Source organism: Streptomyces purpurascens (assembly GCF_045040895.1).
In the GTDB taxonomy this organism is placed as follows: domain Bacteria; phylum Actinomycetota; class Actinomycetes; order Streptomycetales; family Streptomycetaceae; genus Streptomyces; species Streptomyces purpurascens.
In genome coordinates this window covers 2175143-2199210 of record NZ_CP108341.1, presented here as the reverse complement: position 1 = coordinate 2199210, position 24068 = coordinate 2175143, and the positions used below count along the sequence as shown (strand labels likewise).

The 24068-nt window shown below is 71.2% G+C and carries 22 protein-coding genes; 13 read left to right on the top strand and 9 right to left on the bottom strand.

All coding sequences use genetic code 11. The features are described 5' to 3' along the window. Window positions 1–38: 38 nt before the first annotated feature. The 7 genes from OHU35_RS10045 to OHU35_RS10015 all read right to left on the bottom strand — a co-directional run bounded on the left by OHU35_RS10045 (window position 39) and on the right by OHU35_RS10015 (window position 6614). Complete coding sequence (locus OHU35_RS10045; RefSeq protein WP_189730416.1) at window positions 39–260, bottom strand: hypothetical protein; 222 nt, start codon at window positions 258–260, stop codon at window positions 39–41. Between the two features lie 270 nt (window positions 261–530). Then, window positions 531–1520, bottom strand: coding sequence for a zinc-dependent alcohol dehydrogenase family protein (locus OHU35_RS10040; protein ID WP_189730414.1), 990 nt, complete (start codon window positions 1518–1520; stop codon window positions 531–533). Further along, entirely contained in the window at window positions 1517–2341 is an 825-nt protein-coding gene (locus OHU35_RS10035) for a carbohydrate ABC transporter permease (RefSeq protein WP_189730412.1), read from the bottom strand. Before OHU35_RS10035 ends, OHU35_RS10040 begins: the two co-directional genes overlap by 4 nt. Further along, window positions 2338–3279, bottom strand: coding sequence for a carbohydrate ABC transporter permease (locus OHU35_RS10030; protein ID WP_405505183.1), 942 nt, complete (start codon window positions 3277–3279; stop codon window positions 2338–2340). The genes OHU35_RS10035 and OHU35_RS10030 overlap by 4 nt, the downstream gene beginning before the upstream one ends. Then, window positions 3276–4649, bottom strand: a complete 1374-nt coding sequence (locus tag OHU35_RS10025; protein ID WP_405505182.1) for an ABC transporter substrate-binding protein — start codon at window positions 4647–4649, stop codon at window positions 3276–3278. Before OHU35_RS10025 ends, OHU35_RS10030 begins: the two co-directional genes overlap by 4 nt. A 78-nt stretch (window positions 4650–4727) precedes the next feature. Beyond that, on the bottom strand, window positions 4728–5495 hold the full coding sequence (locus tag OHU35_RS10020) for a DeoR/GlpR family DNA-binding transcription regulator (RefSeq protein WP_189730407.1): 768 nt from the start codon (window positions 5493–5495) through the stop codon (window positions 4728–4730). A gap of 309 nt (window positions 5496–5804) precedes the next feature. Continuing rightward, window positions 5805–6614, bottom strand: a complete 810-nt coding sequence (locus tag OHU35_RS10015; protein ID WP_189730405.1) for an NAD(P)-dependent oxidoreductase — start codon at window positions 6612–6614, stop codon at window positions 5805–5807. 223 nt (window positions 6615–6837) lie between these two features. On the opposite strand from OHU35_RS10015, the gene OHU35_RS10010 reads away from it, so the two are divergent. Further along, a complete protein-coding gene (locus OHU35_RS10010; RefSeq protein ID WP_405505181.1) occupies window positions 6838–7779 on the top strand; it encodes a 5-dehydro-4-deoxyglucarate dehydratase in 942 nt (313 codons plus the stop codon). After that, a complete protein-coding gene (locus OHU35_RS10005) occupies window positions 7776–8942 on the top strand; it encodes a hypothetical protein (protein WP_359896891.1) in 1167 nt (388 codons plus the stop codon). The genes OHU35_RS10010 and OHU35_RS10005 overlap by 4 nt, the downstream gene beginning before the upstream one ends. Before the next feature lie 346 nt (window positions 8943–9288). Here the strand turns inward: OHU35_RS10005 and OHU35_RS10000 are convergent, their stop codons facing one another. Both OHU35_RS10000 and OHU35_RS09995 read right to left on the bottom strand, forming a co-directional pair. Further along, a complete protein-coding gene (locus OHU35_RS10000; protein ID WP_405505180.1) occupies window positions 9289–10527 on the bottom strand; it encodes an MFS transporter in 1239 nt (412 codons plus the stop codon). A gap of 74 nt (window positions 10528–10601) precedes the next feature. Then, window positions 10602–11057 carry an SRPBCC domain-containing protein gene (locus tag OHU35_RS09995; protein ID WP_405505179.1) on the bottom strand — a complete coding sequence of 152 codons (456 nt, stop codon included), beginning with the start codon at window positions 11055–11057 and terminating at the stop codon, window positions 10602–10604. Window positions 11058–11177: 120 nt separating this feature from the next. Between OHU35_RS09995 and OHU35_RS09990 the strand changes: the two genes are divergently transcribed. The 11 genes from OHU35_RS09990 to OHU35_RS09940 all read left to right on the top strand — a co-directional run bounded on the left by OHU35_RS09990 (window position 11178) and on the right by OHU35_RS09940 (window position 24040). Further along, window positions 11178–11774, top strand: a complete 597-nt coding sequence (locus OHU35_RS09990) for a TIGR03086 family metal-binding protein (protein WP_405505178.1) — start codon at window positions 11178–11180, stop codon at window positions 11772–11774. A 121-nt stretch (window positions 11775–11895) separates the two neighbouring features. Next, window positions 11896–12555, top strand: coding sequence for a GntR family transcriptional regulator (locus tag OHU35_RS09985; RefSeq protein WP_189730393.1), 660 nt, complete (start codon window positions 11896–11898; stop codon window positions 12553–12555). Further along, window positions 12552–13463, top strand: coding sequence for a dihydrodipicolinate synthase family protein (locus OHU35_RS09980; protein WP_189730391.1), 912 nt, complete (start codon window positions 12552–12554; stop codon window positions 13461–13463). Before OHU35_RS09985 ends, OHU35_RS09980 begins: the two co-directional genes overlap by 4 nt. Beyond that, window positions 13460–15190: an L-arabinonate dehydratase gene (araD, locus tag OHU35_RS09975; protein ID WP_189730389.1), complete on the top strand. Its 1731-nt coding sequence runs from the start codon at window positions 13460–13462 to the stop codon at window positions 15188–15190. The genes OHU35_RS09980 and araD overlap by 4 nt, the downstream gene beginning before the upstream one ends. A gap of 193 nt (window positions 15191–15383) precedes the next feature. After that, the gene (locus OHU35_RS09970; protein ID WP_189730387.1) at window positions 15384–16319 is read left to right on the top strand and encodes a carbohydrate ABC transporter permease; all 936 of its coding nucleotides are present in this window, start codon (window positions 15384–15386) and stop codon (window positions 16317–16319) included. Further along, window positions 16316–17212, top strand: a complete 897-nt coding sequence (locus OHU35_RS09965; protein WP_359896882.1) for a carbohydrate ABC transporter permease — start codon at window positions 16316–16318, stop codon at window positions 17210–17212. The genes OHU35_RS09970 and OHU35_RS09965 overlap by 4 nt, the downstream gene beginning before the upstream one ends. Further along, on the top strand, window positions 17209–18495 hold the full coding sequence (locus OHU35_RS09960) for a polysaccharide lyase family 1 protein (RefSeq protein WP_405505177.1): 1287 nt from the start codon (window positions 17209–17211) through the stop codon (window positions 18493–18495). Before OHU35_RS09965 ends, OHU35_RS09960 begins: the two co-directional genes overlap by 4 nt. A 20-nt stretch (window positions 18496–18515) precedes the next feature. After that, window positions 18516–19667, top strand: coding sequence for a Gfo/Idh/MocA family oxidoreductase (locus tag OHU35_RS09955; RefSeq protein ID WP_359896877.1), 1152 nt, complete (start codon window positions 18516–18518; stop codon window positions 19665–19667). Then, entirely contained in the window at window positions 19664–20509 is an 846-nt protein-coding gene (locus OHU35_RS09950) for a PmoA family protein (protein WP_405505176.1), read from the top strand. Before OHU35_RS09955 ends, OHU35_RS09950 begins: the two co-directional genes overlap by 4 nt. Beyond that, window positions 20506–22014: a family 43 glycosylhydrolase gene (locus tag OHU35_RS09945; protein ID WP_405505175.1), complete on the top strand. Its 1509-nt coding sequence runs from the start codon at window positions 20506–20508 to the stop codon at window positions 22012–22014. Before OHU35_RS09950 ends, OHU35_RS09945 begins: the two co-directional genes overlap by 4 nt. 34 nt (window positions 22015–22048) lie before the next feature. Then, window positions 22049–24040 carry a pectinesterase family protein gene (locus tag OHU35_RS09940; RefSeq protein ID WP_405505174.1) on the top strand — a complete coding sequence of 664 codons (1992 nt, stop codon included), beginning with the start codon at window positions 22049–22051 and terminating at the stop codon, window positions 24038–24040. Window positions 24041–24068: the final 28 nt, after the last annotated feature.

Below are 24068 nucleotides of genomic sequence, written 5' to 3'. Positions count from 1 at the left end.
GGCGGTTTTGCCGTTCCCTTACCTTGAGGCCAATCGGGTCAGCGGCGATTGCGGGGATGAGCACGCGCGGTGCGTTCGTTGCCCCGCTTGTAGTTGCCGGTCCAGCGCGCCATGACGAGCTGGGGGTCGGAGGTCTCGACCTCGGCGAGGAACCGCGCGGCCCGGGGGCCGTTCAGGGTGGTGGCGGGGCGGCCGTGGTGGGTGATGCGGACGGTTCCGCCGGTGTGCTGCTCGTAGCTGAATCCGTGGGGTCGTGGCATGCCGGGAGGGTACGGGGCGGGAGACAGGCGCCCCCAGCGAATTTCGCCTGGCCCGCCTCGGCCGACCCGCGCCCTGTGACCGCGGTCCATTGATAGGTGTTCCGCTATCAATCCGTCGAAGATCGGCATCAGGCGGATGTTCCCTTCGGCGGTCCGGCTGCACAAGACTGGCGCGGAAGGATCTTGCACGACCGGCGGTGACTCGGGGGACGCGTGGGGTGCGGCCGGAGGGGGTCGCATCCCACGCGCCGTTTGACCCGTCCGGCCTTTCTACGGCACCACGACGATCTTCCGGCCCACGCCGGCCGCGAACTGCTCCAGCGCCTGCGGGTACCGCTCCAGCGGGATGCGGTCGCTGATGAAGATCTCCGGGTCCAGCACTCCGTTCGCGAACAGCTCCGCCGCTCGTTCGAAGCTGTGCAGCACCGCCATCGAGCCCGTGATGGTGATCTCCTGGTTGTAGATGCGGTACGGGTCGATCGTCACGCGGGTCGCGTAGTCGGCCACGCCGAACTGCAGGAACGTGCCCGCCTTCGCCACCCGGTCCAGGCCGTCCTGGATCGCCGCCGCGTTGCCCGTGGCGTCGACGACCAGGTCCCAGCCCTGCGGCCGGTCCAGTTCGTCGGGGTTCGCGGCCGACGCCGAGACACCGAGGCGACGGGCCGTCTCCAGACGGGCCGGGTTCACGTCGACGACGTCCACGCTCGCCGCGCCCGTGCGCTTGGCCAGTTCCAGCATCATCAGGCCCATCGTTCCGGAGCCGTAGATCAGGACGTGCGCGCCGAGGCGGGACTGGAGCACGTCGTAGCCGCGTACCGCGCAGGACAGCGGCTCCACGAGGGCCGCGTCCTGGGTGCGGACGTGTTCCGGGAGCTTCACGCAGTTCGCCACCGGGGCCACCGCGAACTGCGCGGCGCCGCCCGCCGTGGTCACGCCGATCGCCGCCCAGCGTTCGCAGAGGTTGTTGTGGCCCGTACGGCAGTGGCGGCACTCGTAGCAGTAGAGCGAGGGATCGACCGCGACCCGGTCGCCCACCGACACCTCCGTGACCTGGGTGCCGACCCCGACCACCTGGCCTGCGAACTCGTGCCCGGGCACGATCGGCAGCTTCGGGGCGAACTCGCCCTGCAGGATGTGGAGATCGGTGCCGCAGAGGCCGCAGGCGGCCACCTCGACGACGACCTCGCGCGGCCCTGGCGTCGGGTCCGGGACCTCGGCGACGACGGCCTTGCCCACGGACTCGATGACGGCGGCCTTCATTTCACGGCTCCCAACGACAGGCCCTGGACCAGCTTGTCCTGGGCGGCGAACCCCGCGGCGAGCACCGGCAGGGAGATGACGAGCGACGCGGCGCACACCTTCGCCAGGAACAGGCCCTGGCTGGTGATGAAGCCGGTCAGGAAGACGGGGGCGGTCTCGGCGACCACGCCGGTCAGCACCCGTGCGAAGAGCAGTTCGTTCCAGCTGAAGATGAAGCAGATCAGGGAGGTCGCCGCGATGCCGGGCAGGGCGATCGGGGCGACGACGCGCGCGAGGACGGTCGGCAGTCGGGCCCCGTCCACCTTCGCCGCCTCGATCACCGCGACCGGGATCTCGGCGAGGAAGGACTGCATCATCCACACCGCGATCGGCAGGTTCATGGACGTGTAGAGGATGACCAGCAGCCAGATGTTGTCGAGCATCCCGGCGTTCTTCGCGAACAGGTAGATCGGCAGCAGGCCCGCCACCACCGGCAGCATCTTCGTGGAGAGGAAGAAGAACAGGACGTCCGTCCACTTGCGGACGCGGTTGATCGACAACGCGTACGCCGCCGGGAAGGCCAGCAGCAGCACCAGCAGGGTCGAGGCCAGTGACGCGACCGTCGAGTTGATCAGCGCCGGCCAGGGGCTCGCGCCGCCGCCCGCGCCGAAGAACTCGCGGTAGCCGTCCAGGGTCAGGGAGGCCGCGAAGGAGGGCGGGTTGGTCGCCGCGTCGGCTTCCGAGTGGAGGGACGTCAGGGCCATCCAGGCGATGGGCAGGAAGAACACGATCCCGGCCAGCCAGGCCATGAGGCCCATACTGTTGCGGCGTACGACGTTCATGCGCGGGACACCTCCTCGCGGAACAGGGACGACACCACGCGCAGGGCGAAGGTCGCGATGACGATCGAGCCGATGACGACCAGGACGCCCGCGGCCGAGGCGAGGCCGTTCTCGTGGGCCTGGTAGAAGCTCTGGTAGACGGTGTAGGGGAGGTTGGCGGTACCCAGGCCGCCGGACGTGATCGTGAAGACCGCGTCGAAGTTCTGGACGATGTAGATCGAGCCCAGCAGGGCGCCCAGTTCGAGGTAGCGGCGCAGATGCGGGAGCGTCAGATGGACGAAGATCTGCCAGTCGCTCGCGCCGTCGACCCGGGCCGCCTCGATCTGCTCGTGGTCGCGGCTCTGCAGTCCGGCGAGCAGGATCAGCATCATGAACGGCGTCCACTGCCAGACGAGGGAGGCCTCGACCGCGAGCAGCGGGGTGTTGGAGATCCAGTCGGGCTGTGGTCCGCCCACATAGTGCAACAACCCATTGAGCAGGCCGTATTCAGGGTTGTAGAGCACATGCTTCCAGAGCAGGGCCGCAGCGACCGGCACCACCAGGAACGGCGCGATCAGCAGGGTGCGGACGATGCCCCGGCCCCGGAACCTCCGGTCCAGCAGCAGGGCGAGGACGAGTCCCAGCACCAGGCTGGCCAGGACCACCGCCACGGTCAGCAGGACGGTCGTCCACACCGAGTGGCGCAGGTCCGCGTCGGTGAGGACCTCCTGGTAGTTGTCGAGGCCGGTGAAGTGCCGGGCGTCGGGATAGAGGGCGTTCCAGTCGAAGAAGGAGATCACCAGCGTGGCCACGAAGGGCAGCTGGGTGACGACGACCATGAAGATCAGGGCGGGGAGCAGCGGGGCCCGGGTGGCCCAGGCGCGCAGCCGGGCGGAGGGCCTGCGGGCCGGGGTGCGGAGCTCGGGGGAGGCCACGGGGGCCGTTGTCGTGGCGGTCATCGTCCCTCGTACTCCTCGGAGATCTTCTCGGCGAGCTGCTGGGACTTCTTCAGGGCCGATTCGACGGACTGGCGTCCGGCGATGGCCGCGCTGATCTCCTGGGAGACCTTGGTGCCGAGGTCGGTGAATTCGGGGATGCCGACGAACTGGATGCCGGGCGCGGGCCGCGGCTGCACGCCGGGATCGTCGGGCCGGGCTCCCTCGATGGCCTCCTTGGTCATCTCCTGGAAGGCGGCGGCCTCCTTGCGGTAGTCGGCGTTGGCGTACGTCGACGCCCGCTTGCCGGCCGGGACGTTGGACCAGCCGGCCTGGTCGCCGACCAGTTCCTCGTAGCCCTTGCCGGACGCCCAGGAGACGAACTTCCAGGCGTTGTCCGGGTTGCGGGAGGACTGCTGGATGCCCCAGGCCCAGGTGTAGAGCCAGCCGGACGACTTCGTCTTCTCGACGGGGGCGGGGGCGTAGCCGACCTTGCCCTTGACCGGGGAGTTCGCCGCCTCCAGGGATCCGGCCGCGGAGGTGGCGTCGTACCACATGGCGACCTTGCCCTGGGTCATGTTGTTCAGGCACTCGGCGAAGCCGGACTGGGCGGCGCCGGACTCGCCGTGTTCGCGCACCAGGTCGACATAGAACTTCGTCGCCTTCTCGAAGGCGGGTGAGTCGAGCCGCGCCTTCCAGTTCTTGTCGAACCAGGTGCCGCCGAAGGTGTTGACGACCGTCGTCAGCGGTGCCATCACCTCGCCCCAGCCGGGCAGGCCGCGCAGGCAGATGCCCTTCATGCCCGGTTCGGCGCCGTCCGCCTTCGCCGCGAGGTCCGCCACCTGCTGCCAGGTGGGGTGCGCGGGCATCGTCAGGCCCTTCTTCTCGAACACGTCCTTGCGGTACATCAGGAACGACGACTCGCCGTAGAAGGGCTGGCCGTAGAGCTTGCCGTCCTCCGCGGTGAGGGACTGGCGCATCGGCTTCAGGACGTCCCGCTCGTCGTAGGCCGGATCCTTGGCCACATAGCCGTTCATCTCGTGCAGCCAGCCGTTGCGGGCGTAGATCGGTATCTCGTAGTTGGACAGGGTGGCCACGTCGTACTGGCCGGCCTGGTTGGCGAAGTCCTGGCTGATCTTGTCGCGGACGTCGTTCTCGGGCAGGACCGTGAAGTTGACCTTGATGCCGGTCTCTCGGGTGAAGTGGGCGCGGGTGAGCTTCTGCAGCTCGACCATCTGGGGGTTGTTGACCATGAGGACGTTGATGGCGTCGCCGCCGGATCCGGCCCCGCCCGCCCCGACCCAGCAGCCGGAGAGCAGCGGGGCGAGTAGCGTCCCTGCGGCGGCCGCGGCGAGCGTGGCTCGCGGTGGCCGTCGTCGGCTCTGGGTTCGCATGGATCGCTCCTGGATATATGGGGAGATAAGGGGCAGCACAGGGTGTGGCCGCACCCGATGGGGGACGTCGGTGTGGTGTCAGACCCGGATGACCTGGGGTCCGAGCAGTGAGTAGCGATGGGCTTCGGCCGTCGGCAGCAGCGTGCTCGTCACGATCGTCTCCAGCGCGCCGACCTCGGCGAACCGGCAGAAGCTGACCGCTCCGAACTTGGTGTGCACGCCCGCGAAGACCGTGCGGCGGGCGGCCCGGATCGCCTGTGTCTTGACCTCGCTGACGGCCGGGTCGGGGGTGGTGAGGCCGTGTTCGCGGGAGATGCCGTTGGCGCCGATGAACGCCAGGTCGACGACGAAGCCCGCCAGCATCTTCGTCGTCCAGTGGTCGACGGTGGCCAGGGTGCCGGAGCGGACCCGGCCGCCGAGCAGCAGGACGGAGACGGTGTCGGTCTCGGCGAGCGCGCCCGCGACCGGCAGGGACGCGGTGACCACGGTCAGCGGCCGGTCCCTGGGGAGTGCCTCGGCGATGAGCTGCGGGGTGAAGCCCTCGTCGACGAAGACGGTCTCGGCGTCCCCGAGCAGCTCGGCCGCGGCGGCAGCGATCCGGCGCTTCTCGGGGACGTGACTGGTGGCGCGGAATGCGAGTGTCGTCTCGAAGCCGGCGCTCTCCACGGGATAGGCGCCGCCGTGCGTACGCCGGAGCAGGCCGTGGTCCTCCAGGACGCGCAGATCCCGCCGTACGGTCTCCCTGGCCACGCCCAGCTCGGTGGCGAGCGCGGTGACGTCGACCGAGCCGTCACGTCGTGCGACGAGCACGATCTCGCGCTGACGTTCTTCCGCGGTTCTGTTCATGGCCGTCACCCGCCTCCTGCTGTGCTGCCCGTTCGGGCCCTCGTCGGGCCATGGGGGAAGTTCTACAGCGGGTGCTCGACGGTGGCCAGGTCCGTTGCGGGCGCGATCCTGCCCGTGTGTGCCCGTTCGGTCCCGGAGACGCGCGGCCTGTCGCCGGGGTGTCGTGGCCGTCCGCGGGTGCGTTGTGGCTGGTCGCGCGGTTCCCCGCGCCTCCGGGGGCGCTGCCCGGCCGCATCCGGGCCGTGCCCGAATGCCCGAGCGGGCGGGTCCGTTCTCTGCCCGCCCGCCGCCGGCAGGCGTGTCCTCAGGTCAGTACGGCCAGATCGGCGGGTCCGTCACGAACTGGCCGCCGAGGTAGGCGTGCGCCTCGTTGCCCTCCCGCAGCTCGCCCTGCTCGGCGATCAGCTTCTCGGCGAACGGCTCGGAGTCGTCCTGGGGGTCGTAGCCGAGCGCCCGCGCCGTGCTGAGGTCCCACCACAGCCGGGTGTTGGCGGAGGAGCCGTAGACGACGGTGTGGCCGACGTTCTCGGCGGTCAGGGTCGCGTGGAGGAGGCGGGCGCCGTCGGCCGGGCTCATCCACACCGACAGCATGCGCACGCTGGTCGGCTCGGCGAAGCAGGAGCCGATGCGCACCGAGACCGTCTCGATCCCGTGCTTGTCCCAGTAGAACTGCGCGAGATCCTCGCCGAAGGACTTGGACAGGCCGTAGAAGGTGTCCGGGCGGTGCGGGGTGTCGATGGGGATGAGCGGGTCGTCGCCTTGAGGGCGCGGGGTGTAGCCGACGGCGTGGTTGGAGGAGGCGAAGACGATCCGGCCGACGCCCTCCTCGCGGGCGGCCTCGTACAGGTGGTAGGTGCCCTCGATGTTCGCCTTGAGGATCTTCTCGAAGGGGGCTTCCAGGGAGATGCCCGCGAGGTGGATGATCGCGTCGACGCCGCGGACCGCCTCGCGCACGGCGTCCTTGTCGCCGAGGTCGGCGACGATCGCGTCCGGCGCGTCCTCGATCGGGCGCAGGTCGAGCAGGCGCAACTCGTAGCCGTAGGCCGGGAGCAGGTCCCGCATCAGGGTGCCGAGGCCGCCGGCGGCGCCGGTGAGCAGAACGGTGCGGGGAGCGGGCATCCTCGGGTCTCCTTGAATGGGCCGCCGTGTACATGGGCGCACGGCATTCATATGCGTGGACACGCTAAGGAGCTGGGGTGGAGCCCGTCAAGTATGTCGCGGGAGCGGCGAATCCGCTGGTGCGTCGCGGGTTCGTGCGCTTGACCGGCACCGAGGGGGCGCCTTAGCGTGGAGGTGTTCAGAAATATAGACGCCAATCATGAATATGGAACCGGGAGAGCCCGTGACGTCAGCCCCTCTCGCCGCTCGGCTCACCATCCCCAGCGGACCGCTGTTCTTCCCGGTCACCGCGTACGGCCCCGACGGCTCCGTGGACCTCGACGCCTACCGCACGCATGTGCGCCGCGGGGTCGAGGCCGGAGCCGCCGCCGTGTTCGCCTGCTGCGGCACCGGTGAGTTCCACGCGCTCACACCCGAGGAGTTCGAGCGGTGCGTCCGGGCGGCCGTCGAGGCGACCGAGGGGCGCGTGCCGGTCGTCGCGGGCGCCGGGTACGGCACCGCGCTCGCCGTGCGCTACGCCCGCCTCGCCGAGGCCGCCGGGGCGGACGGGCTGCTCGCCATGCCGCCCTACCTCGTCGTCGCCGGGCAGGAGGGGCTGCTGCGGCACTACCGGGAGGTGGCCGCCGCGACCTCCCTGCCCGTGGTCGTCTACCAGCGCGACAACGCTGTCTTCACGCCGGAGACCGTCGTCGAACTGGCCCGCACGGACGGGATCATCGGCCTCAAGGACGGGCTCGGCGACCTCGACCTCATGCAGCGCATCATCAGTGCGGTGCGCATGGAGGTCCCGGGCGACTTCCTGTACTTCAACGGCCTGCCGACCGCCGAGCAGACCCAGCTCGCCTACCGCGCCCTCGGCGTCACGCTCTACTCCTCCGCCGTGTTCTGCTTCGCCCTCGAACTCGCCCTCGCCTTCCACCAGGCCCTCGGGAACGGCGACGAGCGGACCGTGGAGAAGCTGTTGGACGGCTTCTTCCGCCCGTTCGTCGAGCTGCGCGACCAGGGCCGCGGCTACGCCGTCGCCCTCGTCAAGGCCGGTGTACGGCTGCGCGGACTGGACGTGGGCGAGGTACGGCCCCCGCTGCACGAGCCGACCGAGGATCATGTCAAGCAGCTCGCCGAACTGATCGAACGCGGCTACGCGCTGCTGGAGGAGGCCAAGTGAAGGCGTCGGCATTCGTCTACCCCTGGGACGTCAACGGGGACCCGGAGGCGCCCGCGCGGATCGCTCGCCTCGGCGTTGGGCAGGTGACGCTCGCCGCCGCCTACCACTCCACGCGCGCGCTCACGCCCCGCCACCCGCGGCACCGCATCGTCACCGCCGAGCACGCCTCCGTGCTCTATCCGGCGGGCGACCGCTGGGAGGGGCGGGAGCTGCGCCCCTACGCGGCCGGCGCCTGGGCCCCCGGGGACGCCTTCGGGGAGGCCGCCGCCGCCCTCGCGGACGCCGGCCTCGAGGTGCACACCTGGGTCGTCCTCGCGCACAACTCCCGGCTGGGCGCCGAGCACCCGGACACCTCGGTCGTCAACGCCTACGGTGACCGCTACCCCTGGGCGCCGTGCATCGCCCAGCCCGCCACGCGCGCGTACCTGACCGACCTGGCGGCCGAGGCGGCCGTACGGCCCGGAGCGCGGGGCACCGAGCTGGAGTCCCTCGGCTGGTACGGCCTGCAGCATCTGCACGCCCACGACAAGACCGGCGGCGTCGGCCTCGGGGACGCCGGGGAGTACCTGATGGCCCTCTGCTTCTGCCCGTCCTGCCGGGAGGGCTACGGCCGGCACGGCCTGGACGGTGACGAGCTGGCCGCCGCCGTGCGGACCGCGCTGGAGCCGGTCTGGCAGGGGGTGACGCCCTCCGACGGGGGCTGGACGGGCATCGAGAAGCTCCTCGGCGAGACGCTCGCGCACACCACGCGCGCGTGGCGCGACGACACCGCCCGCACGCTCCAGGAGGAGGCCGTCGCGGCGGTCCGGGCCGCCGCCCCCGACGGCTTCCAGGTGCTGCTGCACGCGGACCCGGTGTCCTACCACGTCGGCGCCAACCCCGGTGTCGACCCGGCGCACATCCTCTCCGTCGCGGACGGCGTGGTCGTGCCCTGCGCCGGCGGCACCGGCACACTGACGCCCTTCGCGCGCCAGGGCAAGGAGGGCGCCGTCATCGCCGCCAACTTCCCCGTCGTCTCCGGCATGGGCGGCAGCCCCGCCACCCTCGCCACCGACGCGGCAGAGGCCCACCGATTCGGCGCCACGGAACTGCGGCTGTATCACGCCGGGTTGGCGTCGGACGGGGACCTGGAGGCGGTTCGCTCCGCTCTCGCGGGTCGCTGACGCGGCGGGGGCTGCCCCGGTGGCTCGGTGCCATCGAGCTGTGGCTCTGCCAGGCGGGGTTGGCGGTCGCCAAGAGGGCTGCGCCCCAGGGCCGACAGGACAGCACCGGCCGGTGAGGGTCAGCTCGGGCCAGGGCCGCCCCCGGTGGCTGGGCGCCGCCGATCCGTGGCTCCCTCACGCCGGGCTGGCGTCCGACGGCGACCTCGGGCGCGCCGGGCGTTGGAACAGTGGGGCCGCTGTCGCCACGATGGTTGTGGCGCCCAGGGTCGACCGCACCGGCCGGTGAGGGCCGGCTCGGCCAGGCCGCGCCGCCCCGGTGGCTGGGCGCCGCCGGTCCGTGGCTCCCTCACGCCGGGCTGGCGTCCGACGGCGACCTCGGAGCGGTCCGTTCCGCGTGCGCCGGGCGCCGGAGCAGCGGGGCCGCTGTCGCCAGCAGGGTCGCCCCCAGGGCCGCCAGTACCAGCCGGTGGCCGACCAGCTCGACCAGGGCCGCCCCGGCGGCCAGGCCGATCACGTTCGGGGTGTACACCAGCGTGTTGGCCGTGGCGGTGACCCGGCCCAACAGCGGGCCGGGGGTCTCGCGTTGCACCGAGGTCAGCGTGGCGATCAGTACGGCCGGCAGGCCCGCGCCGATCGCCGCGCCGCACACCAGCGCCAGTGGGTCGGACGGCACCGCCCGCAGGGCCACCGCGACGGCCAGCAGGGCGATGCCGCACGCCGCGAAGCGCCGCTCGCCCAGGCGGCGCAGGGCCGTGCCGGAGAGCAGGCCCACCGCGACCGACCCGGCGCCCTGCACGGCGTACAGCACACCGGCGAACGCGGGGGAGTGCCCGAGGTCGTCGACGACGGCGTAGACCATCGCCCCGTTCACTCCGGCGCACAGCATGGTGGCGCCGCCCGCCAGGACCAGGGGGCGCAGCACGGGGTGCGCCCACAGGTGACGGGCGCCCTCGACGGTCCGCTTCCGCCGGCTGCCGGTGGGCGGCGCGGGCCTCTCCTCCCGCACCCGCAGCAGCGCGTACAGCCCCGTGGCCAGCACGAACGTCGCCGCGTCCAGGAGGGCCACACTCGCACCGCCGTACGCCGCGTACAGGCCCGCGCCCGCGAGCGGGGCCAGGAGTTTCATGCCCTCGGTGGCCGTCATGCGCAGGCCGTTGAAGTCGCCCAGCAGGGCCGAGTCGACGGCGTCGGCCACGAGCGCCGACTCGGCCGCGTCGTGGACGACGCCCGCCGCGCCGTACACGAACAGCACCGCGTACAGCAGCCACAGGTCGCCCGGGGCGTCGACGCTCACGAGGGTGAGCAGCAGGGTGCCCAGGAGCACGTTCACGCCGATCAGCAGCGGCTTGCGGCGGCCCCGGTCGGCGAGGGTGCCCAGCAGCGGGCCGGCCAGGGTCGGCAGCCACATGGCCAGCATGCACAGCGCGGCCAGGCCGTCCGAGCCGGTGAGGTCCTTGACCCATACGCCGGACACCAGCCACAGGGCCGAGGTGCCGAAGCCGGAGACCACCACGGAGGAGAGGTAGAGCCCCGCGTCGCGGTCGCGCAGGACGAGGGCGAGAGGCCAGGTCGACTTGGTCGTCATGCCTGGCCATCGTGGGACTAAGGACCGTGCGGGGGGATCGGGAGGGTGCCTTAATTCCAGCGTGGGGACAGCGATCAATCCCATTGTGAGGCGAGCATTTCCCCGAGCTTGCCGAGGCCCTGGACCCAGCCTTCCTCGTGGAGGGCCCGCCGCCGCTCAGTGGCGAAGTCGCCCTGGTCGAGGGTGAGCTCGGACCGTCTGACGTCGGTGTCGTACAGCGACAGCGTCACCACCGTCTCCCGGTCCTCGGGGTCGGGATCCTCCCAGCGGAAGGTGTACGACAGGCCTACCGGGGGATCGACCTCGATGAATTCGCCCACCAGGTGGAACAGCTGGCCTTCCGGGGGCTGCATCGCGATCCGGTAGGCACCACCCGGGCGGAGGTCGATCTCCACACTCGGGGTGCTGAACCCGTCCGGGCCCCACCAGCGTGCCAGTTCCTGGGGATCGGTCAGCTTTCGGAACACGACCGGGCACAGATCCTCCAGCTCGTACCGCAGATGCAGTCTCAGCTCGCCGTCCTGTGCCATCACGCACCACCTGTCACCGAAGGTGCCTGGAATAACCCCTATGTGTATTTTAGTCCGGGCGATGAGTTCCGCGATCGCCGTCGGTCTACCTCCCAGGAACCACAACACGAGGAGCACCGGATGACCGACACGACCCCGACCCTCGACCTCGGACCGCAGACGGCGGTCGTGGCGCGCCTGGCCGAGGGCGTCACCGACGAGCAGCTGGCGGACCCGACGCCCTGCCCGAAGTACGCGGTGCGCGATGTGCTGGCCCACCTGGCCGGACTCGCCGCCGCCTTCCGTGACGCCGGCCGCAAGGACCTGGGCGTCACGACCGACACCGAGCCGGGCGCCGCCCTGCCCGAGCTCGGACAGGGCTGGCGCGAGGAGCTGCCCGAGGTGCTCGGCGAACTGGCCGAGGCCTGGCGCGACCCGGCCGCGTGGACCGGTATGACCCGCGCCGGAGGCCTGGACCTGCCCGGCGAGATCGCGGGCCTCGTCGCCATCGACGAACTGGTGATCCACGGCTGGGACCTGGCCCGGGCGACCGGCCGGTCCTACGCCCCCGACCCGGCCGCACTCCAGGTCTGCCACGACTTCCTCGCGGCATCAGCCGACGACCCCGGCCGCGGCGACATCTTCGGCCCCGTCGTACGCGTCGAGGCGGACGCGCCGCTGCTGGCCAGGGCGGTGGGACTGAGCGGGCGGGACCCGGGGTGGAGGCCCCGGTCGTAGAAAGCGATTTCCCTTTCCTTTGTCGAAAGCATTGACGAACCACACGCGCCCTCCTACCGTCATCGCGTCGTACTTCGTACGTCATATATGAGACGCGATACGCGAGATCCGAGAGGCGCGCATGACCTCTGTGCCCACGCCGATCCCCTCCCGCACGCAGTTCGTGCTGGAGGGGATCAAACACCGCATCCTCACCGGGCAGTTGACGCCCGGGCAGGCGCTGGTCGAGACCGAGCTCGCCGCGCAGTTCGGGGTGTCGAAGACCCCGGTGCGCGAGGCGCTCAAGACCCTCGCCGGGACCGGGCTGGTCGTGATGAGCCAGTACAAGGGCGTCACGGTGCGCCTGGTGGACGCGGACATGGCGCGCGAGGTGTACGACGTACGGCTGCTGCTGGAACCCGAGGCGCTGAGGCGCGCCGTACAGCGCGGGGCCTCCCTGGACGCCGCCCGTGATGCGCTGACCAGGGCCGACGCGGCCATCGACACCGCCGAACGCTCCCTCGCCAACCGGGAGTTCCACCGCGCCCTGTACCTGCCCTGCGGCAACCCGCTGCTCGGCCGGATGCTCGACGAGGTCCGCGACCAGGCCGCCCTGGTCTCCGCCGTCGCCTGGGCCGCCTCGCCCTCCTGGGAGCGGGAGGCCGGCGAGCACCGGGAGATCCTGCGGCTCGCACTCGAGGGTGACGGCGAGGGCGCGGCCCGCGCCCTCCACGCCCACATCGCGTCCTTCGTGCAGCGCGCTTTCCCCGAGGCAGGACTGGAACAGGAAGGTCAGCAATGAGCAGCGTGGCGTTCGAGACCCAGCGGGCGGCCCTGGCCGACGTGGTGGCGATCCCGGTGACCCCGTTCGCCGAGGACGGCTCCGTCGCACAGGACACCTACCGGGCCCTGCTGCGCCGTCTGCTCGACGGCGGCATCACGACCCTCACCCCGAACGGCAACACCGGCGAGTTCTACGCCCTGACCCCCGAAGAGCGCCTCCTGGTCACCGAGTTGACCATGGACGAGGCCGGGGACCGGGCCGCCGTCCTGGTCGGGGTCGGCCACGACGTGCCCACCGCGATCGCCTCCGCCCGGCACGCCCGCGAGCTCGGCGCCCAGATGGTGATGGTCCATCAGCCCGTCCACCCGTATGTCTCCCAGGCCGGCTGGGTCGACTACCACCGCGCCGTCGCCGAGGCCGTGCCCGAGCTGGGCGTCGTCCCGTACGTCCGCAATCCGCAGCTCACCGGCGCCCGGCTCGCCGAACTCGCCGACGCCTGCCCGAACGTCATCGGCGTGAAGTACGCCGTCCCGGACGCCTCCAGGTTCGCCGCCTTCGCCCGGGACGCCGGGCTGGAACGGTTCGTCTGGGTGGCGGGCCTCGCCGAGCCGTACGCCCCCTCCTACTTCTCCGCAGGAGCCACCGGCTTCACCTCGGGGCTCGTCAACGTCGCCCCCGCCGTCTCCCTGAACATGATCGAGGCGCTGCGCTCCGGCGACTACCCGGCCGCCATGAAGGTCTGGGAGCAGATCCGCCGCTTCGAGGAACTGCGCGCCGACAGCGGCTCCGCCAACAACGTCACCGTCGTCAAGGAGGCCCTCGCCTCCCTCGGACTGTGCCGCCGCGAGGTGCGGCCGCCGAGCAGGCCGCTGCCTCAGAGCGAGCGCGCCGAGGTCGCCGCCATCGCCGCGGGGTGGTCGATATGACCGGCAGGCTGCGTCCCGAGGACCTCAGGAGCCATCAGTGGTACGGCGCCGAGGGCCAGCTGCGCACCTGGTCGCACAACGCCCGTATGCGCCAGCTCGGTTACGAGGCGGAGGAGTACCGGGGCCGCCCGGTGATCGCCGTCCTGAACACCTGGTCCGACATCAATCCCTGCCATGTCCATCTGCGCGAGCGCGCCGAGGCGGTCAAGCGGGGGGTGTGGCAGGCCGGCGGCTTCCCGCTGGAGTTCCCGGTCGCCACGCTCTCCGAGACGTACCAGAAGCCGACCCCGATGCTCTATCGCAACCTGCTCGCGATGGAGACGGAGGAGTTGCTGCGGTCGTACCCGATCGACGCGGCGGTGCTGCTCGGCGGCTGCGACAAGTCGACGCCCGCGCTGCTCATGGGCGCGGCCTCGGCCGACGTACCGGCGATCTTCATGCCGGCGGGGCCGATGCTGCCGGGCCACTGGCGCGGTGAGACCCTCGGGTCCGGCACCGACATGTGGAAGTACTGGGACGAGCACCGCGCGGGCAATCTGACCGACTGTGAACTGAGGGATCTGCAGGGCGGGCTGGCGCGATCACCCGGTCACTGCATGACCATGGGGACCGCGTCGACGATGACCGCGGCGGCGGAAGCCCTCGGTATGACGCTGCCGGGCGCCTCCTCGATCCCGGCCGTCGACTCCGGGCACGAGCGGATGGCCGCCGCCTCCGGGCGCCGTGCCGTGGAGCTCGCCTGGACCGCGCTCAAGCCGTCCCGGATCCTCACCCGCGAGGCCTTCGATGACGCCGTCACCACGGTGCTCGGGCTCGGCGGCTCCACCAACGCCGTCATCCACCTGATCGCGATGGCGGGGCGCTGCCAGGTCGAGCTCACCCTCGACGACTTCGACCGCATCGCCCGCACCGTGCCGGTGCTCGCCAACGTCCGGCCCGGCGGACAGACGTACCTCATGGAGGACTTCTACTTCGCCGGTGGTCTGCCCGCCTTCCTCTCGCGGATCACCGACCTGCTGCACCTGGACCGGCCCACCGTCAACGGAACCCTGGGAGAGCAGATCGGGAACGCCGTCGTTCACGACGACGACGTCATCCGGACCCGGGACAACCCGGTCGCGCGGGAGGGCGGGGTCGCCGTGCTGCGCGGCAACCTCTGCCCGGACGGCGCCGTCATCAAGCACATCGCGGCCGAGCAGCACCTGCTCAAGCACACCGGTCCCGCCGTCGTCTTCGACGACTACCGGACGATGCAGCGCACCATCAACGACCCGTCGCTCGGCATCACCCCCGAGCACGTGCTCGTGCTGCGCAACGCCGGCCCCAAGGGCGGCCCGGGCATGCCCGAGTACGGCATGCTGCCGCTGCCCGACTACCTGCTCAAGCAGGGCGTCCGCGACATGGTCCGCATCTCCGACGCCCGGATGAGCGGCACGAGTTACGGCGCCTGCGTGCTGCACGTGGCACCCGAGTCGTACGTCGGCGGACCGCTCGCCCTCGTCCGCACCGGTGACTCCATCACCCTCGACGTCGAGGCGCGCACCCTCCACCTCCACGTGGACGACGGGGAGCTGGAGCGGCGCAGGGCGGACTGGACGCCGCCGCCCACCCGGTACGAGCGCGGCTACGGCGCGCTCTACAACGAGCAGATCACGCAGGCCGACACCGGCTGCGACTTCGAGTTCCTGGCTCGCTCAGGCAAGGTGCAGGACCCGTACGCGGGCTGAGCCCCATCAGACCGGCACGACCCGAGCGCCACCGCACCACCCAGGTACCAAGGCACCACCAGCGCCTCCTTCGGGTGCGCCCCTGCTCCTCAGCACGGCCCGGCACGACCCTGCACAGGAAGAAAGCGCTTCCCGCGCGCACGTACGCGCACGCACGCACCGACGCACGACGTACTGAGAACGGAGAACAGTCATGGCCCAAGCCGCAGCCGTGGCGAAACCGCCCGCGCCACCCCGGCGGCGCCGGGCCTCCGCCACGCCGCGCAGGCTCCCGTACCTGCTGATCGCCCCGGCCGCCCTGCTCATGCTGGGCTTCATCGCCTACCCGGTCATCAGCGTCTTCTACTACAGCCTGCAGAACTACAACCCCACCAAGCCGTGGCGGAACGGCTACGCGGGCTTCGACAACTTCGTCCACGCCTTCACCGAGGACCCGGTCTTCTGGGACACGCTGGTCTTCAGCGCCAAGTGGGTCTTCGTCGAGGTCGGACTCCAGCTGCTGTTCGGTCTCGCGCTGGCCCTCATCGTCAACCAGACCTTCGTGGGCCGGGGCCTGGGACGCGCCCTGGTCTTCTCCCCGTGGGCCGTCTCCGGCGTGCTCACCTCCGCCATCTGGGTGCTGCTCTTCAACTCCCAGACGGGCATCACCCGTTACCTCGCGGACCTCGGCATCGGCTCCTACGGGACGAGCTGGCTGTCGGACACCTCCACGGTGTTCCCGGCGGCGGTCGTGGCCGACCTGTGGCGCGGCGTGCCCTTCTTCGCGATCCTCATCCTCGCCGACCTCCAGTCCGTCTCGAAGGACCTGTACGAGGCCGCCGAGGTCGACGGGGCCAGCCGCATCAAGCAGTTCTGGCACATCACGCTGCCGCATCTGAAGGACGCCATCATCCTGTCCACGCTGCTGCGCGCGGTGTGGGAGTTCAACAACGTCGACCTGCTCTACACCCTGACCGGCGGCGGCCCGGCGGGGGAGACCACGACCCTCCCGCTGTACATCGCCAACACCTCGGTCGACGCCCACAACTTCGGCTACGCGTCCGCCCTGACCACGGTCGCGTTCGTGATCCTGCTCTTCTGCTCGATGGTCTATCTGCGGCTGAGCAAGTTCGGAGGCGACAACAAGTGAGCGTCAAGGAAGCCACCAAGGCGGCGCCCGCTCCCGTGCGCGCCACCCCCGAACCGCCGCGGCCCACGAAGAGGAACCGCGCCTGGGACGAGGCCCCCCGCTGGCAGGTCTACCTGCCCCTGGGGATCTACCTGGTCTTCACCCTCATCCCCTTCTACTGGATCCTGCTCTTCTCGCTGCGCCCGGCCGGCTCGACCTCGCTCGTGCCCTGGCCGATCACCTTCGAGCACTTCGAGAAGGTGTGGACGGACCGCAGCTTCGGCACCTACTTCACCAACAGCGTGCTCGTCGGCGTCGCCACCCTGCTCATGACGACGCTCGTCGCGCTGGCCGGCGGCTACGCCCTCGCCCGGTTCGACTTCAAGATCAAGCGGGCGTTCATGCTGGCGCTGCTGTGCTCCCAGTTCGTGCCGGGCGCCCTGCTCCTGGTGCCGCTGTTCGAGATCTTCGCCGAACTGCAGATGATCAACTCGCTGGGCAGCGTCATCCTCGCCGAGACGGTCTTCCAGCTGCCGCTGTCGATGATCCTGATCAGCAACTTCATCAAGAACGTGCCGTACTCCCTGGAGGAGGCGGCCTGGGTGGACGGCTGCAACCGCATGACGGCCTTCCGGATCGTGGTGCTGCCGCTGCTGCGGCCCGGCCTGATCGCCGTCGGCTCGTTCGCCTTCGTCCACTCCTGGAACCACTTCCTGTTCGCCCTGATGTTCCTGAACAACCAGGACAAGCAGACGATCCCCGTCGGCCTCAACTCCCTGATGAGCGCGGACAGCGTCGACCTGGGCGCCCTCGCCGCGGGCGGCATCATCGCGGCCGTCCCGGTCGTGATCGTGTTCGCCTTCATCCAGAAGTGGCTGATCACCGGGTTCAGCGCGGGGGCGGTGAAGGGATGAGACTCAGACACCTCGCGGTCGCCGCAGGGCTGTTGGGACTTCTCTGCGTGCCCGCGCACGCCGAGGACCGTGACATCAGCCGCGACACCCTGCCCGCGAACGACGGCTGGGCCTCCGAGGGCGCGGGGACCACCGGAGGCGCGGCCGCCGACGAGGAGCACGTCTTCACCGTCACCGACCGGGCCGGACTGGTCCGCGCCCTCGACGGCGGCAGCGACACCCCGAAGATCATCAGGATCGCCGGGACCATCGACGCCAACACCGACGACGACGGCGACCGTCTGGACTGCTCCGACTACGCCACCGGCGGCTACGGCCTGAAGAAGTACCTCGCCGCCTACGACCCCCGCACCTGGGGCTCCGCCAAGCCCAGCGGCCCGCAGGAGGAGGCCCGCCAGGCCTCCGCCGCCCGGCAGGCCGAGCGGATCGTGCTGCCCGTCGGCTCCAACACCACGATCGTGGGCCTCGGCGACTCGGCCGTCCTGAAGGGCGCCAGCCTTCAGGTGAGGAACGCCGGCAATGTGATCATCCGCAACCTCGACGTGCGCGACGCCTACGACTGCTTCCCCGTCTGGCAGCCCAACACCGGCGGCCTCGGCGACTGGAAGGCGGCCTACGACACGATCTGGCTGACCGGCGCCACCCATGTGTGGGTCGACCACGTCACCGCATCCGACCGGGGCCACCCGGACGCGAAGGAACCCACCTACTTCGCCCGCAACTACCTGCGTCACGACGGACTGCTCGACATCACCAACGGCTCCGACCTCGTGACGGTCTCCTGGAGCCGGTTCGCCGACCACGACAAGGCGATGCTCATCGGCAACGGCGACACCGCCACCGGCGACCGGGGCAAGCTCCGGGTCACCCTGCACCACAACGCCTTCGAGTCGGTCGTGCAGCGCGCCCCGCGCGTCCGCTTCGGGCAGGTGCACGTCTACAACAACCGGTACGAGGTCACCGGCGACGACTACCGCTACTCCCTCGGCGTCTCCACCGAGTCGAGGATCTTCGCCGAGAACAACGCCTTCCACGCCCCCGGCCATGTGGAGGTCGCCGACCTGGTCAAGAGCTGGAACGGCAGTGCCCTGCACCAGAGCGGCAGCCTCTTCAACGGCTACCCGGTCGACCTGCTCGCCATCCACAACGCCTACAACTCCGGCAGTGAGCGCGATCTGACCGCCGACGTCGGCTGGACCCCCGCCCTGCACGGGCCGATCGACAGCGCCGCGGCGGCCGACCGGGCCGTGGCCCGCGGCGCGGGAGCGGGGAGGATCCCGTGACCGGTCGCATGATCGACTCCATGAACACACCTCTGCCTGTCGTCCTCGCCGGTGCCCGGGGCCACGGCCGCTGGCACGTCGAGAACATCCGCCGGCTCCAGAAGCAGGGCCTCGTACGGCTGGCCGGCGTCTGCGAGCTGACGCCGCTGACCGAGGAGGAGCTCGGCGACCTGGGCACGCCCGAGCAGTCCGCCGACTTCGGTGCCCTGCTGGACTCCACCGGCGCGCGGATCGCCGTGATCTGCACGCCGATCCCGACCCACACCGACCTCGCGCTCATCGCGGCCGAGCGGGGCGTGCACCTCCTGCTGGAGAAGCCGCCCGCCCCCTCCTACGCGGAGTTCCGCCGCATGGCCGACGGGGTCGCGGCGGCCGGGGTCGTCTGCCAGATCGGCTTCCAGTCGCTGGGCTCGCACGCCCTGCCCGCCATCCGCGAGCTGATCGGCCAGGGCGCGATCGGCCGGCTGGTCGGGCTCGGCGGGGCCGGTGCCTGGGTGCGCGACGAGGACTACTTCCGGCGGGCGCCCTGGGCGGGCAAGCGGCGGCTGAACGGCGTCGACGTGATCGACGGGGCGCTGACCAACCCGCTCGCCCACGCGGTCGCCACCGCCCTCGCCCTGGGCGGCAGCACCCGCGCCGAGCACGTCAGCGGCATCGAGACCGAGCTGCTGCGCGCCAACGCCATCGAGTCCGACGACACCTCCTGCGTCCGGATCACCACCACGCAGGGCCACCCGGTGACCGTCGCCGCGACGCTGTGCGCCGAGGAGCCGGACGAGCCGTACGTCCTCGTGCACGGCAGCAGCGGCCGGATCACCTTCTGGTACAAGCAGGACCGGGTGCTGCTCCAGCGCGCGGGGCACGGCCCGGAGGAGTCCGACCACGGCCGTACCGACCTGCTGGAGAACCTCGTCGCGCACCTCGCCACCGGCGCGGCCCTGCTGGTCCCGCCGGACGAGACCGGCGCCTTCATGAAGGTCGTGGAGGCCATCCGCACCGCGCCCGACCCGGCGCCGCTGCCCGACACCGCCTGGCACCGGATCCCCGACGAGAACCGCCGTGTCGTACCCGGCATCGACGGCCTCGTCGCGGCCGCCGCCGACACCCTCTCCCTCTACTCCGAGCTCGGCGCCCCCTGGGCGCACCTGTCGAAAGAGGTGAGCACCCGATGACCAGCAACGACACCGCGGTCCTGCGCGTCGCGGGCCGGCCGGTCGGCCGGTACGTCACCCGGCCCGAGCTGTCGGCGCGGCTCTCCCCGCGCCCCTACCTGCATCCCGTCACCACCCTGTCCGGTACGGCGGTCACCGAGCTGAGCCCCGCCGACCACGCACACCACCTCGGCGTCGGTGTAGCCGTTCCCGACGTCGAGGGGTTCAACTTCTGGGGCGGGCGCACCTACGTCCGCGACCAGGGCCCGACCGAGCTGGACAACCACGGCTCCCAGCGGCACGTCACGTTCCAGCTGCGCGACCCGGACGGCTTCGTGGAGGAGCTGCGCTGGGTGGCGGCGGGCGGCGAGCTGCTGCGCGAGCGCCGTACGGTCGCGGCCACCGAACTCACCGACCAGGCCTGGGCCCTGGACCTCACCTTCTCCCTCACCAACGTCACCAAGGACCCGCTGTCGATCGGCAGCCCGGCGACGAACGGGCGCCCGGGCGCGGCGTACGGCGGCTTCTTCTGGCGCGCACGCAAGGAGGCCACGCCCCCGGACGTCTTCACCGCCGGCACCGAGGGCGAGACCGAGGCGCACGGCCGGCCTGCCGACTGGCTCGCCCTGACCGGCACCGGCTGGACGCTGGTCTTCGCCGGGGCCACCGAACAGACCCGCCGCGACCCGTGGTTCGTGCGCACCGGGGAGTACCCCGGGGTGGGTTCCTCCTTGGCCCACGACGAGCGGCTGCCGATACCGCCGGGCGAGACCGTCGTCCGCCGCGTCGTCACCGTCGTCGCCGACGGCCGGCTCGGCCGGGACGCCGCGGCGGCCCTCGTCCGCAAGGCGGTGAGCCCGTGACCACCCCGACCTACCGCAACCCGGTCCTCGACGCCGACTGGTCCGACCCGGACGTCGTCCGCGTCGGCGACGACTTCTACCTGACCGCCTCCAGCTTCGGCCGCGCCCCCGGCCTGCCGTTACTCCACTCCCGCGACCTGGTGAACTGGACCCTGGTCGGCCACGCGCTGGACCGTCTCGAACCGGCGGAGGAGTTCGAGCGGCCCCGGCACGACTGCGGCGTCTGGGCCCCGTCCCTGCGGTATCACGACGAACGCTTCTGGATCTTCTGGGGCGACCCCGACCAGGGCATCTTCCAGGTCAACGCCCCTGAGATCAGAGGCCCCTGGACCCGGCCGCACCTGCTCAAGGCCGGCAAGGGCCTGATCGACCCCTGCCCCCTGTGGGACGACGAGACCGGCGAGGCCTATCTGGTGCACGCCTGGGCCAAGTCCCGCTCCGGCATCAAGAACCGCCTCACCGGGCATCGGATGCATCCCGACGGCACCGCACTCCTCGACGAGGGCAAGGTGATCGTCGACGCCGACCGCATACCCGGCTGGTTCACCCTCGAAGGCCCCAAGCTCTACCAGCACGACGGCTGGTACTGGATCCTCGCCCCCGCCGGGAGCGTCGAGACCGGCTGGCAGGGCGCCTTCCGCTCGCGCGGCTTCTTCGGGCCGTACGAGGAGAAGATCGTCCTGGAGCAGAAGGACACCGACGTCAACGGCCCCCACCAGGGCGGCTGGGTGCGCACCGCGACCGGCGAGGACTGGTTCCTGCACTTCCAGCAGCGCGGCGCCTACGGCCGGGTCGTCCACCTCCAGCCGATGCGCTGGGGTCCCGACGGCTGGCCGGTGCTCGGGGACGACGGCGCCCCCGTCGCCGTGCACGAGATGCCCGACCTGCCGCCGCAACCGCCCGCGGCGCCCGCCACCGACGACGACTTCCCCGGCGGACGGTACGGCCGCCAGTGGCAGTGGACGGCCAACCCGGGTGACGGCTGGGCCACCCAGCACTCCGGCGACGGGCTCAGGCTGACCTGCGTCCGCTCGGCCGACGCCCACGATCTGCGCAAGCTGCCCAGCGTGCTCACCCAGCGGCTGCCCGGTGCGCCCCGCACGGTCGAGGTGGAGCTGCGGCTCGACAGCGACGAGCCCGGGGCCCGGGCCGGACTCGCCGTCCTCGGGGACGCGTTCGGCTGGATCGGCCTCCAGCGGGGCACGGACGGGACCGCGCACCTCGTGCACCGGTTCGCCGAGGCGGTCGCGGACGCCGAACGCGACGCCGCCCACCCGCGGCTCGCGCCCGAGGGCCGGGCCCGGCTGCGGATCGAGATCGGCGCGGACGCACGCTGCCGCTTCTCGGCCGACACCGGCGACGGCTTCCGGCCCTCGGGCCCGGTCTTCGCCGCCACCCCATGGCGCTGGGTCGGCGCCCTGCTCGGCCTGTTCGCCCTCGCGCCCACCGGTCAGGGACACGCCGGCGCGGCGACCTTCAACCGGTTCCGGATCAGCCCCCCGTAACGCACCTGCCGTCGTACGCCTGTTGGGAGCCGCAATGACGCACTTCCGTAGCAAGCGCTTGTCGAGACCGAGGCGCGGCAAGGTCGTGGCCGCCGTGCTCGGCCTCGTCGCCGCGCTGAGCCTCGGGGCGATCGGTGACGCCCAGGCGGCGCCGTCCGCCCGGGCCGTGCCAGCGGCGGACCGCTGGACCGACCGCCCGCACGGCTTCGCCTCCCTCGCCGGCGGCACCACCGGCGGCGCGGGCGGCAAGGTCGTCACCGTCACCGACCAGGCCGCGCTGGCGAAGTACGCGGCGGCCGAGGAGCCCTACGTCATCCGCGTCGAGGGTGCTGTGGAGATGGACCCGTTCGGCACGGAGATACCCGTCGCCTCGGACAAGACCATCATCGGCGTGAGCGACACCGCCGAGATCGTGCACGGCGGCTTCACCCTCGACCCCGGCACCCACAACGTCGTCATCCGCAACCTCACCATCCGCGACACGGCCATCGAAGGCAACTGGGACTGCAAGGACACCGACTACGACGGAATCCGCCTCGACACCGCCCACCACGTGTGGATCGACCACATACGGTTCTCGCGGATCTGCGACGGCCAGCTCGACATCCGCAAGGACAGCGAGTACGTCACCGTCTCCTACAACCGGTTCACGAACAACAACAAGACCTTCGGCATCGGCTGGACCCCGAACGTCAGGACGCAGATCACCGTCGACCACAACTGGTTCACGGGCACCAAGCAGCGCAACCCGTCCGCCGACAACTGCGCCTACGCGCACCTCTACAACAACTACCTGTCCTCGCAGCTGTCCGACGGCGACCCCGTGTGGACGTACGGGAACTGGTCGCGCGGCAAGACGAAGATGGTCATCGAGAACAGCTTCTACGACGGTGTCCAGCACCCCTACCAGGCCGATGCCACCGCCGAGCTGGTGCAGCGCGGGTCGATCCTGCGGAACACGACGGGCCGGCACGACGCGTGGGGCGCGGCGTTCGACCCCCGGGAGTTCTACGCCTACCGGCTCGACCCGGCCGCCGCCGTGCCCGCGCTGGTGAAGCGGTTCTCGGGGCCGCAGAAGCGGATCGGCGGCCCGGTCGAGCTGCGGGTGCCGGCCGCCTACCCGACCGTGCAGTCCGCCGTGGACGCCGTGCCCGACGGCAATGACACCCCGGTGACGATCGCCGTCGCGCCCGGCACCTACCGCGAGAAGGTGTACATCCCGGCGAGCAAGCCGCACCTCGCGCTGCGGGGGACCGGACGCGACCGCTCGGACACCGTCATCGTCTTCGACACGCCCGCCGAGTACGGAGGTTCGACGGGGAGCGCCACCGTCCGGATCGCCGCGAACGACGTCACGGCGCGCAACCTCACCTTCAGCAACGACTTCGACGAGGCCGCGCACGAGCTCAAGGGCGAGCAGGCGCTGGCGATGAAGACGACCGGCGACCGGATCGTCTTCGAGGACACCGCGTTCCTGGGCAACCAGGACACGTTGATGACCGACAGCCCCAAGCTGACCACCCTCAGCCGGGTCTACGTCCGCGACTCCTACATCGAGGGTGACGTCGACTTCGTCTACGGCCGTGCCACGACGGTGATAGAGCGGTCCGTGATCCGGGCGCTGAGCCGCGGCTCGGACACGAACAACGGCTACATCACCGCCGCTTCGACCTGGAAGGGCAACCCGTACGGGTTCCTGATCACCAAGTCGAAGATCGTGAGCGACGCGCCCGCCGGGACCTTCCACCTCGGACGGCCCTGGCACCCGGGCGGTGAGCCGGACGCGATCGCGCAGGTCCTGATCCGGGACACCCAGCTGCCCGTCGCGGTCAAGTCCTCGCCCTGGACCGACATGAGCGGGTTCTCGTGGAAGGACGCGCGGTTCACCGAGTACCGCAACCACGGGCCCGGGGCGGGCGTGACCGCGGACCGGCCGCAGATGAGCGACGCCGCCGCGCGGACCCACACCGTCGCGCACTACCTCGAGGGCACGGACGACTGGGCTCCGTACGCCCGCCACCACTGACCCCCCGCACGTTCACAGCCAGTTGGAT